The 12,494-nt window shown below is 64.0% G+C and carries 13 protein-coding genes; 9 read left to right on the forward strand and 4 right to left on the reverse strand.

Annotation, left to right across the window (positions count from 1 at the left end):
- Positions 1–32 precede the first annotated feature (32 nt).
- Positions 33–1,052, reverse strand: a complete 1,020-nt coding sequence (locus J2S96_RS13835) for a LacI family DNA-binding transcriptional regulator (RefSeq protein WP_306864558.1) — start codon at positions 1,050–1,052, stop codon at positions 33–35.
- A gap of 185 nt (positions 1,053–1,237) precedes the next feature.
- Between J2S96_RS13835 and J2S96_RS13840 the strand changes: the two genes are divergently transcribed.
- The 6 genes from J2S96_RS13840 to J2S96_RS13865 all read left to right on the forward strand — a co-directional run bounded on the left by J2S96_RS13840 (position 1,238) and on the right by J2S96_RS13865 (position 7,479).
- Positions 1,238–2,593 (forward strand): ABC transporter substrate-binding protein, encoded by a 1,356-nt coding sequence (locus tag J2S96_RS13840; protein ID WP_306864447.1) that lies wholly within the window; start codon positions 1,238–1,240, stop codon positions 2,591–2,593.
- 12 nt (positions 2,594–2,605) lie between these two features.
- Entirely contained in the window at positions 2,606–3,601 is a 996-nt protein-coding gene (locus J2S96_RS13845) for a carbohydrate ABC transporter permease (protein ID WP_306864449.1), read from the forward strand.
- 83 nt (positions 3,602–3,684) lie between these two features.
- Positions 3,685–4,518 (forward strand): carbohydrate ABC transporter permease, encoded by an 834-nt coding sequence (locus J2S96_RS13850; protein ID WP_306864561.1) that lies wholly within the window; start codon positions 3,685–3,687, stop codon positions 4,516–4,518.
- 2 nt (positions 4,519–4,520) lie between these two features.
- Positions 4,521–5,366 carry a sugar phosphate isomerase/epimerase family protein gene (locus tag J2S96_RS13855; RefSeq protein WP_306864451.1) on the forward strand — a complete coding sequence of 282 codons (846 nt, stop codon included), beginning with the start codon at positions 4,521–4,523 and terminating at the stop codon, positions 5,364–5,366.
- Positions 5,363–6,583, forward strand: coding sequence for a Gfo/Idh/MocA family protein (locus J2S96_RS13860; RefSeq protein ID WP_306864454.1), 1,221 nt, complete (start codon positions 5,363–5,365; stop codon positions 6,581–6,583). Before J2S96_RS13855 ends, J2S96_RS13860 begins: the two co-directional genes overlap by 4 nt.
- On the forward strand, positions 6,580–7,479 hold the full coding sequence (locus J2S96_RS13865; protein ID WP_306864456.1) for a sugar phosphate isomerase/epimerase family protein: 900 nt from the start codon (positions 6,580–6,582) through the stop codon (positions 7,477–7,479). The genes J2S96_RS13860 and J2S96_RS13865 overlap by 4 nt, the downstream gene beginning before the upstream one ends.
- A 54-nt stretch (positions 7,480–7,533) precedes the next feature.
- On the opposite strand, the gene J2S96_RS13870 is transcribed toward J2S96_RS13865, so the two are convergent.
- Positions 7,534–8,175 carry an NADPH-dependent F420 reductase gene (locus J2S96_RS13870; RefSeq protein WP_306864459.1) on the reverse strand — a complete coding sequence of 214 codons (642 nt, stop codon included), beginning with the start codon at positions 8,173–8,175 and terminating at the stop codon, positions 7,534–7,536.
- Positions 8,176–8,300: 125 nt separating this feature from the next.
- On the opposite strand from J2S96_RS13870, the gene pyrE reads away from it, so the two are divergent.
- Both pyrE and J2S96_RS13880 read left to right on the forward strand, forming a co-directional pair.
- Entirely contained in the window at positions 8,301–8,873 is a 573-nt protein-coding gene (gene pyrE, locus J2S96_RS13875; RefSeq protein ID WP_306864462.1) for an orotate phosphoribosyltransferase, read from the forward strand.
- 65 nt (positions 8,874–8,938) lie between these two features.
- On the forward strand, positions 8,939–9,991 hold the full coding sequence (locus tag J2S96_RS13880; RefSeq protein ID WP_306864465.1) for an alpha/beta fold hydrolase: 1,053 nt from the start codon (positions 8,939–8,941) through the stop codon (positions 9,989–9,991).
- Positions 9,992–10,025: 34 nt separating this feature from the next.
- Here the strand turns inward: J2S96_RS13880 and J2S96_RS13885 are convergent, their stop codons facing one another.
- Both J2S96_RS13885 and J2S96_RS13890 read right to left on the reverse strand, forming a co-directional pair.
- Complete coding sequence (locus tag J2S96_RS13885; protein ID WP_306864564.1) at positions 10,026–10,757, reverse strand: tyrosine-protein phosphatase; 732 nt, start codon at positions 10,755–10,757, stop codon at positions 10,026–10,028.
- A gap of 11 nt (positions 10,758–10,768) precedes the next feature.
- Complete coding sequence (locus J2S96_RS13890) at positions 10,769–11,599, reverse strand: HAD-IIA family hydrolase (RefSeq protein ID WP_306864468.1); 831 nt, start codon at positions 11,597–11,599, stop codon at positions 10,769–10,771.
- Between the two features lie 105 nt (positions 11,600–11,704).
- Here J2S96_RS13890 and J2S96_RS13895 point away from each other — a divergent pair, with 105 nt between their 5' ends.
- Positions 11,705–12,406: a TrmH family RNA methyltransferase gene (locus tag J2S96_RS13895; RefSeq protein WP_306864471.1), complete on the forward strand. Its 702-nt coding sequence runs from the start codon at positions 11,705–11,707 to the stop codon at positions 12,404–12,406.
- Positions 12,407–12,494: the final 88 nt, after the last annotated feature.

The following is a 12,494-nucleotide window of genomic DNA, read 5'->3' on the forward strand; positions in this document are numbered from 1 at the left end:
AACGTGCGTTAGGTGACCGGGCGTCGGGGTGACTAGGACGGCGCGGCGCCCGTCGATGCCCGGACCGTGAGGTGCGTGGGCATGACCGCCAGGCGCCGGCTGGTGCCGCCGTACTGGGGATTCAGCCGGGAAAGGAGCATGGAGACGGCCACGCGACCGGCTTGCTCTATGGGAGAAGCCATGGTGGTCAGCGGAGGGTTGCAGAAATCGGCGCCGAAAATGTCGTCGCACCCGACGATGCTCATGTCCTCGGGGACTCGGATGCCGCGTTCGCGTAGCCGCTGCAGCATTCCGATGGCCAGCAGGTCATTGAAGACGATGCACGCAGTGGCCCCGGTGTGCACGGCGGCGTCCGCTGCGGCCGCTCCGGATGTGGTCTTGGGCGGGAACGGCCCCACGCTGAAGGTGGTCAGCTTCCGTTCAGCGGTTTCATCCTGAAACGCTTGCCACCGCTTGGCGTTTGACCAGGAGGTTGCCGGCCCGCCGACGAAGCAAATCCTCGTGTGCCCCAGCGAGACCAGGTGTTCCAGTGCCTGGATGATGGCCGACGGCGTATCGATCACCACGGTGGGTGCAATTGCCGGAGCCCGGTTGATGGTGACGAGGGGCTGCTGTGCCGCCGCCTCGGCCAGCTGGGCGTCCGTCAGGCGGGACGCGGCGAGGATGAATCCGTCTGCTGAACGGCGCATTTTCTGCAGCGCATCTGCCTCCATCTCCGCGGATTCCTCGGTGTCTACCAGCAGTTGCGTGTAGCCGGCCGCCTTCAATTGGTGCTGCGCCCCGCGAATGATGTCGAAGTAGAACGGATTAGTGATATCCGGAACCAGGACGGCAACCGTTTGGGTGCGTCCGGAGCTCAGCCCGCGGGCCTGGGAGCTGGGAATGTAGTTCAATTGCGCGGCTGCTTCTTCGATGCGCTCGCGCGTCACACGGTTCACTCTCCCCGGATTGCTCAAGGCCCTAGAGACCGTTGACGTTGCCACCCCCGCAAGCTCTGCAACATCGCGGATCGTGGGCTGCCTGCCCGGTGACTGGAGCTGGAGTTCTGCCATCGTCTGGGTGTTCCTCATCTGCCGCAGCCGCTCAAGAACGAGTGACTTGTCCCACAATTGCAGCACTGATGACAATTTTTGGCAATCGCTTGTCATTGCTGTTTCGCATGCCTAGACTCGGAGCAATTACCCCGATGTGACGTGCACCACGCCGATGAGGCCATCGGGCTCCAGGGAGGAAAACAATGAAGTTTGCATCGTCCGCCAAATTCGCCGCTGTTGTCCTAACAGCCGCCCTGGCTTTGACCGCCTGCGGAGGCGGCAGCAGCAGCTCCGGAGGGAGTCCCGGACCCGTTGACGGCAAGGGCAAGAAGCTGAGCGTCCTGACAGGCGTCAACAACCAGTACTCCGCCCAGCAAAAGCAGTGGTTCACCGACATTGCGGCCAAGTTCAAGGCGCAAACCGGTGCCGACATCAGCTTCGAAACCTTCGCTTCGGCCAACGATGAACTGACCCGCATCCAGACCTCCGTCGTATCGGGCCAAGGACCTGATGTTTACAGCCTCGGCACCACCTTCACGCCCACCGCGTATGCAACCAAAGCCTTCGTGACCTTGTCCGACGACGACTGGAAGAAGGTAGGCGGGAAAGACAGGTTCAACCCGGCGGCCCTCGGAATTTCCGGGCCGGATGCGCAGCACCAAGCGGGTATTCCCTTTGTCAGCCGGCCGTTCGTGATGGCCTACAACAAGGACCTCCTGAAAGCCGCCGGGATCGACAAGCCCGCCACCAGCTGGGACGAACTCGCAGCCCAGGCCAAGAAGATGACCGATCCGGCCACCGGCACCTTCGGCCTGGCCACCGGGTACAAGGACAACTTTGACCCCTGGAAGTTCATCTGGGCCATGTCCGTCCAGGCAGGCAACCCCCTGGTGGACGGCAAGACGCTCAAGCTTGACGACCCGACCGTCAAGAAAGCCTACGAAACCTACTTCGGATGGCTTACCAAAGACAAGATCGTAGATCCCGCTTCCATCGGGTGGAGCAACAGCAACGCTGTTGCGGCCTTCGCCTCCGGCAAAGCCGGATACCTGATGATGACGACGTCGAGTTCCCTCCCAACGCTCGACAAGTCGGCTGTTGCGGGCAAGTATGCCTACACTGCCATGCCGACGACGGCTCCCGGCCAGACGTCCCCCCAGGGCGACGGAGCGAATGCAGCCAGCATCCTGTCCGGTGACAACGTGGTTGTTGCCGACTACTCGAAGCAAAAGGACCTTGCCTTCGCTTACATCAACCTGATCACGTCCAAGGACGAGCAGTTGAACTTCCAGAAGATCTTCGGCGACCTGCCGGCCAACGCTGAAGCGCTGAAGGCCCTGGACAACCCCGCGCTCAAACCGGTTGCCGATACCGCAGCGAAATCCAAGGCCACGCCGTTCACCGGAGCTTGGGGCGACATCCAGCTAGCTCTCCTCAACGTAGTAGTCCAGTCGATCCCGGACCTCTCCAAGGGTTCCGTCGACGACTCGGCCCTCCAGGCCCGCCTCAAGGATGCACAATCCAAGGGCCAGGCCTCGCTCGACCGGGCATCGAAGTAAGTAGGAACTGACATGTCCACCGATTCATTGACTGCGGGCAAGTCCACACGCCGCAAGACTTCCCGCGCCGCCAAGCCGGGCCCGCAGTCACCGGACGGCACCCTCCGGCGCCGCAAGGGGCTGAGCGAACGCAACCGCCCCTTGTGGATGCTGATTCCAGGCGGGCTCCTGATGATTGTCATCATCGTGGTGCCGCTCCTGCTCGGGATCTTCATGTCGGGGCTGGACCTGGACCAGTATTCGCTGCGCCAGTGGGTCAGCGCTCCGTTCATCGGAGTCCAGAACTTCGTCGAAGCGCTGACCGCGTCACCTTTGCTGCATGCCATCTGGCTCAGCGTCAGTTACTCCTTGCTCGCCATGGTGGTCACCATCCCGCTTGGCATCGCCGGCGCCGTCGCGACCCAAAACGCGTTCAAGGGCCGGGCCTTGATCCGTTCCATCTTCCTGATCCCGTACGTCCTCCCGTCCTTCGTGGTGGCAACGGTGTGGCGGACCATGTTCCAGCCGGGGAGCGTCATCGACTCGATGTTGCATTCGGTGGGCATCGACGCCGGTCTGTGGCTCAACGGGCCCCAGTCATATTGGACGCTGATCCTGGTCCAGATCTGGGCATCGTGGCCTTTCGTCTACCTGCTGGCGTTGTCAGGGCTCCAGTCAGTGGACCATGAGGTCCACGAGGCCTCGGCCCTTGACGGCGCGCTGTGGTGGAACAAACTCCGGTATGTGGTCTTCCCTTATCTCAAGGGTCCGCTCTCCTTGGCGTTTCTGATCGGCATGCTGCACCACATCAACAACTTCACCTTGCCGTTCGTCCTGTTCGGAGTACCTGCGCCGTCTGACGTGGAGCTGCTCCCGATCCTCACCTACGTCACCAGCTTCCAGAGTTTCCGGTTCGGGCTCAGTGCGGCCATGGCGTTCATCTCGCTGATCCTGATCGCAATCCCCTTGTTCATCTATCTGCGGGCCGTCAAACTCGACGACGCCGAAACTCCCGGAGGCAAAAAGTGAGCACCGCAACTACCGCCGCGGGACGCCGGCCGAGCGAAGACTTCCGCCCGGGCTCCAAACGCCAGCACGAAGTCACCCGGCTCATGCCAGGGCCCATGCTCGCCATCATCCTGACGGTGTTGTGCGCCTTGGTGCTCATTCCGGTGGCGTACATCTTCCTGGCGTCCGTCAATTCGGACATCGGCGTGGCCCGGGGCGAGTTCTTCCCGTCCAGCTTCTCCTTTGAGAACTACTCCACGATCTGGTCGAGTGTGGGACTGGCCACGGGCTTGGCCAACAGCGTGCTCGTGGCCGGTTCCACCGCCGTGGTTTCCGCCCTCATGTCGATCGCCACGGCCTACGTCCTGGTCCGCTACCAGTTCCGCGGCCGCCTGACGATCCTTCGCGCGCTCCTCGGACTGCAGTCGGTTCCAGGTACCCTCATGGTGCTTCCGGTCTTCGTGCTGTTCTCTTCGTCCGCCACCTACTTGGGCATCCAGGTCATTGGCACGCAGTGGGGCCTGTTCCTGACGTACCTGACATTCGCGATGCCGTTCTCCACTTGGGTAATGGTCACATATCTGCGCGGCCTGCCGCGCGAACTCGAAGAGGCGGCAAGGATCGACGGCGCCAGCAACATGGGTGTGCTGTTGCGGATCATCCTCCCGCTGAGCTGGCCCGGCGTCGTCGTTTCCGGCATTTTCGCCTTCCTGCTCGGCTGGAACGACGTCCTGTTCGCCTCGGTCATGACGCGTCCCGAAAGCCAGACGGCCGCCGTCGCGCTCCAGGTCTTCGGTGCCTCGCAGGAGGGCGGCGCGATTCCCTTTTACGGCCAGATGATGGCGGCGTCCCTTGTGTGTGCTGCCCCGGTGGTCATCCTGTACCTGATTTTCCAGCGCTACCTAGTGGGCGGCCTGACCGCCGGAGGAGTCAAATAAATATGAGCACGCCAGTGGTTGAATGGGAGCTCTCGGGCTTCGGCGACGAGATCGACGACGACCCCAGAATCCAAATTGCCGTGATGCAGGCACTGGGAGCCAAGCACATTGAGGTCCGCAGCGCGTGGGGCACCAACATCGTGGACCTGGATGACGCGCAGCTTCGCGAACTGAAGTCATTGTTGGATGGCGCGGACATGAAGGTTTCCGCGATCGCCTCGCCGATCGGGAAAGTGGACGTTTCCCTTCCCGTGGAGCACGAGGTGGAACGGCTCCGCCGGGCGATCAATGCCGCGCAGGTCCTGGAATCCCGCTACATCCGGATCTTCTCCTTCTACTACGGCGAGGGCGTCGCAGTGGAGAGCATCCGGGACGCGGTCATCGAACGCATGCGTGCCCTCGCGGACGTGGCGGAAGAGTCCGGCGTCGTACTTCTGCACGAAAACGAGAAGGACATCTACGGGGACATCCCCGAACGGGTCCTGGACATCATCGAAACGGTGGCGTCTCCCGCGCTCAAAGTGGCTTGGGATGCGGCCAACTTCGTCCAGGTGGGCGTCAAGCCCTTCGACGACGCCTACGCCAAGCTCCGCCCGCACCTTGAATACCTGCAGGTGAAGGATGCCTTGTTTTCGAATGCCCACGTGGTTCCGGCGGGCGAGGGCGACGGCGATGTCCTCCGCACGGTCGAGGCATTGAAGGCCGACGGATACAGCGGCTTCGCGAGCCTTGAACCACACTTGGCCGGCGCCCATGGGCTGGGCGGCTTCTCCGGTCCGGCGGCGTTCGGCATTGCGGCGAGGGCGTTCGCGAAAGTCCTCAATGAAGCAGGAGTGGAGACGAAGTGAGCGAAACGTCAAACGCTCCCGCGCAGATCCGGGCCGCAATCGTAGGGTGCGGCGTTATCGGCCGCACCCACGCGGCGGCGGTACGCGAGTTCCCGGAGGTCGTCGTCACCGCGCTTGTGGACGTGGTTCCCGAGGCTTCCGAGGCGCTCGCCGCAAAGATCGAAGCCCAGGGCGATCCGAAACCGGCGCTCTTCGCGACGCTGGCCGAGGCCTTCGCTTCCGCGCCCGTGGACCTGGTCATCATCGCGACGCCCAGCGGACTGCACATCCAGCAAGCGCTGGACGCCCTCGACGCCGGCAAGCACGTCGTGATCGAAAAGCCCCTTGGCGTCGACTTGGAAAAGGCAGACGAAATCCTTGGTGAGGCCGAAGCCGCCGAGGCCAAGGGCTTGGTGGCCACCGTGATCAGCCAGCACCGCTTCGATCCGGCCAGCCGGGTGGTGGACGAGGCCACTCGAGCCGGACGCTTCGGCAGGCTGACCTCCGCCGTCGCCTCGGTCAGCTGGTGGCGAAGCCAGAGCTACTACGATTCGGGTGCCTGGCGGGGAACCTGGGCCATGGACGGCGGAGGCGCCATCATGAACCAGGGTGTCCACACCGTTGACCTGCTCTTGTGGTTCCTCGGCCGGCCTCTCGAGATCAGTGCCAAAACCGCGCTTCTCGCCCACGAAAGCGTCGAGGTGGAAGACACCGCTGTGGCTACCGTGACCTTCGAGTCCGGTGCCCTCGCCGTGTTGCACGCGACGACGGCGGCGTACCCGGGCCTGACGGTCCGCCTCCAGGTGATGGGCAGCAAGGGTTCCGCGGTGATCGATAACGACGACCTCGCGTACTTCCACGCATCCGACGCCGCGGATCCTTCGGAAAGCAGCGCCATGGGCATCCTTGGCGGCGGGAACCAGGCCGCCGTCGAGCTCGCCAAATACCCGGACGACACGGTCGAGGCATTGGATCCCACGGTGTACCCGGCCGGACATGTCCGGCAGTACCGCGACATCATCGCGGCGATCCGCGAAGGACGCCCTGCGGGCGTTACTGTCCGGGACGCTGTGACTGCTTTGGCTACCGTGCGTGCCCTCTATGTCTCGGCAACGCTGGGCCAGCCGGTGTTGATAGCCGATGTCATCGCCGGCAAGTACAACAACGTGGAGGTCCGCACCGGTGGGGCCGCTTCACAGCCGGGAGCGGGAACCAATCGCGAAGAGGTGTCCGCATGAAGTTCTCCGTCTTCACCGCATCCACGCCCGAGTGGTCGCCGCAGGAGGCCGCTACCAAGCTTGCCGCCCAGGGGTGGGACGGCATCGAATGGCGCGTCACGGACCAGGCAGAGGCGGCGGAACCGGGATTCTGGGCGGGGAACCGTGCCACTTGGCCCATGACTGGCCTGGAGGACGCGATCCCGGAGATCGCCCGCCTCACCGCAGAGGCAGGGTTGGAGTTCTCGGGTCTCGGCGGCTACGCCCGCTGCGACAACCACGACGACGTCGACCGGGTGCTCGCCGCCACCGCGGCCTTGGGTGCCAGGCAGGTCCGCGTGAACGTGTTGCCGCTGGGCAACTCCAACATGGGCGGCGCGGAACCTACAGGGCTGCCCTACCCGGAACTGTTTGCCGCAACCAGGGAACACTACGAATGGGTTGCTTCCCGGGCGGCACACCACGGCGTCAAAGCGCTCGTGGAACTGCACCATGGAACCGTGACGGCGTCCGCCTCCGCGGCCCGGCGCTTGCTGGAAGGGCTGGAACCGGAGCATGTTGGCGTTATCCATGACCTCGGCAACTTGCTGATCGAGGGTTGGGAATCACCGTTGCCCGCACTCCAGCTCCTGGGCCCCTACTTGGCACATGTCCACGTGAAGAATGCGCGCTGGGTCCGCACCGACTCGAAGGATGAATCGGGTGCGGCCGTCTGGGCGAACGAATGGGCTCCTTTGGCCGAGGGGCAGGGAAGCGTCCTGGGCTACTTCCGCGCGCTCGCAGAGGTTGGTTACGACTCCTGGGTCACGCTGGAGGACTTTTCCACCGAACTTCCCTTGGCGGAACGGACGGCCTCCAACCTCGAGTATGTTCGCAAGGCAGCCGCGTTGGCGGGGTTCGACGTCGTTGACGCTTGAACAACACAGCAGCCGCTGGCCCTTCCGAGGCAAGCGGCTGCTGTGTTGTGGTGCCTAGATGGTGCGCGTTGCTTTCGCCAGATTGGCCGTGAGTTCGGCAGCGTTCTGCCGCACCACGTAGGCCGGGCGGTCACGCTCCACGCGCCAGCTCTCGTCGAGCGTCCCGATGTTGACGGTGTCGAAGCCGAATTCGTCGTAGAGCTTCGCCACAAGTTCGGCGGCCTCGGGGTAGTCGCTGGCGGTGGCTAATGCGCGGCGGTTTACGGTGCCCGCCGGGGTGCCGTCGGAGCCGATCTCCCGCGCCATGATGTGGTTGAAGCCCTTGGCGACCTTGGATGTGGGCAGGTGTTTCTGAAGCAGGCCGGACGTGGTGGCCTCTCCCTTGTCCAGCTCCGGGATGCGGCCGTCCCGTTCCCAGTAGTAGTTGTTCGTGTCGATCACAATCTTGCCTGCGAGCGGCTCCACGGGGATGTCCCGGTAGCTCCGGAGGGGAACGGTCACGACGGCGAAATCGCCCGCCGCTGCTGCCTCGGCCGGTGTTGCGGCCCGGGCATGTGCGCCAAGCTCCGCCACCAGTTCCGCCAGGGTTTCCGGTCCCCGCGAGTTGCTGATCACTACGTCATAGCCGAGTTCCACCGCCTTGCGGGCGACTTGGCTGCCAATGTGTCCTGCACCGATGATTCCGATTGTTGTCATATGTGCACCAACACCGCCCCCGACGCAGATATTTCGAAGGTTACGGCCGGTGACGCGGGGGCTTTGTCGCAGGGTGTGATGCGCGCTTTCCCTTGCGCCGCGCGGCTTTACGTAGAATTGGACCCATGACTTCCACCAGTACCACCACCGCTGCCCGTGCCCGCCTCCTTGAATTGATCAAAGAACTGGCGGTTGTCCGCGGCAAGGTGACTCTTTCCAGCGGTGCCGAGGCGGACTATTACATCGACTTGCGGCGGGTCACCCTCCACCACGAGGCTTCGAAGCTGGTTGGCCAGGTCATGCTTTCCATGATCGACGACGCCGGAATCGCCGTTGAGTGCGCCGGCGGCCTGACCATGGGCGCAGACCCGGTCGGTACGGCCGTGATGCACGCCGCCGCCGACGCCGGCCGCGCGGTTGACGCCTTCGTGGTGCGCAAGGCTCAAAAGTCATACGGGATGGGCCGCCAAGTAGAAGGCCCCTCGGTGGAGGGCCGCAACGTCGTGGTTCTCGAAGACACGTCCACTACGGGCGGCTCGGCCCTGACCGCCGTCGAAGGCGTCCGCAAGGCGGGCGGCAACGTCGTGGCCGTGGCCGTCATCGTGGACCGCAACACTGGCGCCAAGGAAAAGATCGAGGCCGAAACCGGCGTGCCGTACCTTTTCGCCTTCGGGAAGGACGAGCTGGGACTCGACTGACTCCCAACCGTAGGCGGGTTTGAGGGGGCCGTGTGCCCGTCGGCCGAAAAGCCTAAGCTGGCTGCGTGAACTATCAGGAGGGGAAATTTCCCCGGAAGCAGCAGCGCTGGCAGGATCCGGGCTCGCTTGCCCGGGTCCTCCGGCAAGCCGCCGAACTGAAGAGTTTTTCCCGACGTTCGTTCCTGATCGGAGCGGGTGCTTCCACAGCCCTCGCGGCGGACATGCTGTTCACCCGCCAGGTCCAGGCGGAACGCCGCATCACCAAGATCCTCCCGGTGGGAGACGATTTCGCAGCGTCGTACTACCCCAACTCGAGTTGGATTCTTTTTCCCGGCTACAAAACCAGCTGGGAAGAGGCCCAATGGATCCTCAACTCGCTCCGCGGTTCCCTGCGGCAGCGGGGCCAGATGGCCGCCGTCGGATACTCCAACCTGGGGTTGGAAGTCGCCGATGTGGCGGACGCCGTGCTGGACTATGTCAGTGCGCACAAGCTGAACACCCTCTATTTCTATGGACACAGTTTCGGCGGGATGCTGGCCACTGAAGTGGCCGCGCTCCTGCGTGAACGGAGCGGCGTCAGCGTCAAGCTGATCCTCTTGGATTCTTCGCCGTTCAGTAAGTACGACATCCTCGACCAAAGCTGGTTCGACGGCGTGGTGTTCCTGTACGAGAGCGGGTTCCAGGTTCCCTCGGTCCTCCGCGGCGGCTACGAGTTGGGCGAGCGCGTGGTCAATAAGCACGAACGCACGTGGGGGCAGATCTGGGACCAGACCTTGGAGCAGCTCTCGCCGATCGCGCCGTCGAGTGTGCTGATCCAGAGCGAATCGGATTACATCTACCACTTCGACGGCTCGCGGTTTGTCGACAGGCTGGGGGACACCCGCATGGCATTCATCGGAAACCCGAATGATGACACGGTGAACTACGCGACGGCCCGGGCCGCGTGGGCCAAGGCATTTCCCCTCAACATCGCGTCCACGGGGCGCAGGACCGACGGCGCACGGCCCGCCCACGCGAGTCCCCAGTGGAATCCCTTTATCTACAATCCGATCATCGAAGACCTGGAGAACGAGCTCTTTCCGCTGCCCCGGGCGGGCTCGCGGGTGGTGTTCTACTGACAGCGCTCCCTTGACCAGCGCCCCTGCTAAACCGCTACCTGCGCCGCAGTCCATCCAGTTCGGAACCACTGAGGCCGGCGTCGCGCAAGTAGTCCGCCGCGCTGCCGAACTCGTGCCCGAAACGGTCCAGGAAGTATTCCATCGCGGCCTCGGGGGACTGGAGCAGCATGAGCGAAGGACTGAAGGACTCCTCCGGAACCTCGGGGACAGCCGACCGCCAGGCTGCTGCCATGGTTGCCAGCATCGTGGGGAGGGCGGCGGTGCTTGCGGCGTAGTCCGCCACGACGGCCGCGCGCTCAGTGTCCGTCGCGAGGAGTGCCATAGCGGAGACGACGCCCGTGCGGTCTTTGCCGAGCGAGCAGTGGATGAGCGTCCGTTTTCCTCGAGCGGCGGGGCGCAGCGATTCGGCCACCCAATCCGGGCGGGCCCGTACCCAGCCCAGGTAGAGCTCACCAAGGTCTTCGGCCGTGTGGATCGATTGGAGGCCGTCCGAGGCGGTACGCGGGTCGAGCGGGTTCTCCACGAGCTCCACTTCATGGTTGGGCACTGCAGCGTTGGGCTCTGCATTCTTGAGCCCTGAGCCGTTGCCCAGTTGCCACGGAACAATGGCGCGTTCGAATCCGCTCCGGAGATCCACGACAGCCTGGATGCCATGAAGTTCCAGGAAGGCGGCCGTCGCCGCGGTGTCCATGCCAAACGGCTGGCTGCCCCTCAGAATGCGGCCGCCGGCCAAGGAACGGAGGTTCAGGACAGCCACGGCACCGATGCCCCTTCTGCCTAGATCTGGTTCTTGAGGTCCGCTACCGAGTTCAGGACCTGGTTCGGCCGGAACGGGAAGGCGGCGATGTCCTCGCGCTGGGTGATGCCGCTGAGAACCAGGACGGTGTGCAGCCCGGCTTCCATGCCCGCGATGATGTCGGTGTCCATGCGGTCACCGATCATTGCCGTGGTCTCGGAGTGGGCGTCGATCTGGTTCATCGCGGAACGGAACATCATGGGGTTCGGCTTGCCCACGATGTAGGGTTCGCGGCCGGTCGCCTTGGAGATGAGTGCGGCGATGGCGCCGGTGGCGGGCATCGGTCCGTCCTTCGATGGTCCGGTGGCATCCGGGTTGGTGGCGATAAAACGCGCCCCGGCGAGAATCAGCCGGATGGCCATGGTGATCGCTTCGAAGGAGTAGGTGCGGGTCTCACCGAGCACCACGAAGTCCGGGTTCTGGTCGGTGAGGATGAAGCCGGCCTCGTGCAACGCCGTCGTCAGTCCTGCCTCACCGATGGTGTAAGCGCGATTCCCCGACTCCGAGCCCTGTACCTGGTCCTTGAGGAATTGTGCCGTGGCCAGGGCCGACGTCCAGATGTTCTCTTCCGGGATTTCGAGGCCGGAGGAGCTCAGCCGGGCTGCCAGGTCCCGCGGGGTGAAGATGGAGTTGTTGGTGAGGACGAGGAATCGCTTGGAGGTGTCCACCCAACGTTGGATCAGTTCAGCCGCTCCGGGCACCGCCTGGTTTTCGTGGACCAGGACACCGTCCATATCCGTGAGCCAGCATTCGATTTCGTGTCCGCTGCGGTAAAGGTTTGGGCTCGTCGGGACCTCGGGTGCGTTCTCCATGCTTTTCCTCCGCGTATTGGCTGCTTCTCGCCCCAAGTCTTTCATCTTTCGGTCTCCGAGACACCCGGAGTCCTGCGTGACGGCGCCCCGGGCTAGGGTTGAGGAGTGAATGACCGGCCCCAGAATCCTGCCCCTACTGAGTCCACTGCTTTCCCGTCTCCTGTCGCCCCCGCCGAGGGCGGGTCAGAAGCGAAACCCGAGGTCGGCGTCGGGCCCTGGCAAGGCGACTGGCCGGAAGGTGAGCACTGGGACCCGGACTTGCTTGCGGACGGGGACCGGCGGAACGTCGTGGACAAGTACCGGTACTGGAAGCACGAAGCGATCGTCGCGGACCTGGACGCCCACCGGCACGATTTCCACATTGCCATTGAGAACTGGCAGCACGACCTGAACATCGGCACGGTGGTGCGAACCGCCAACGCGTTTCTCGCCAAAGAAGTCCACATCATCGGACGACGCCGGTGGAACCGTCGCGGGGCCATGGTCACCGACCGGTACCAGCACGTCCGCCACCACCCCACCGTGGAGGACTTCGTGGCGTGGGCGCAGGAGGAAGGGCTGGCGATCATCGGCATCGACATCTTCCCCGACTCCGTGCCGCTGGAAACCTACGACCTTCCGCGCAACTGCGTGCTCGTGTTCGGGCAGGAGGGTCCCGGCCTGACGCCGGAGGTGCACGACGCCGCCGTCGCAACGCTGTCGATCGAGCAGTACGGTTCCACACGCTCCATGAACGCCGCGTCGGCCGCAGCCATTGCAATGCACGCCTGGATCCGCCGGCACAACTTCGGCCAGCGGGTCTCCTGAGCGCCGAGTTGGCACTTCGCGGCAGTCCTCGGAAGCGACATTGCCGCGAACTGCCATCTCGGCACGTCGTCGCGCCGTGACCTGTGGA

Origin of the sequence: Arthrobacter bambusae, from assembly GCF_030812595.1 — a bacterium.
GTDB classification, from domain to species: Bacteria; Actinomycetota; Actinomycetes; order Actinomycetales; family Micrococcaceae; genus Arthrobacter; species Arthrobacter bambusae_B.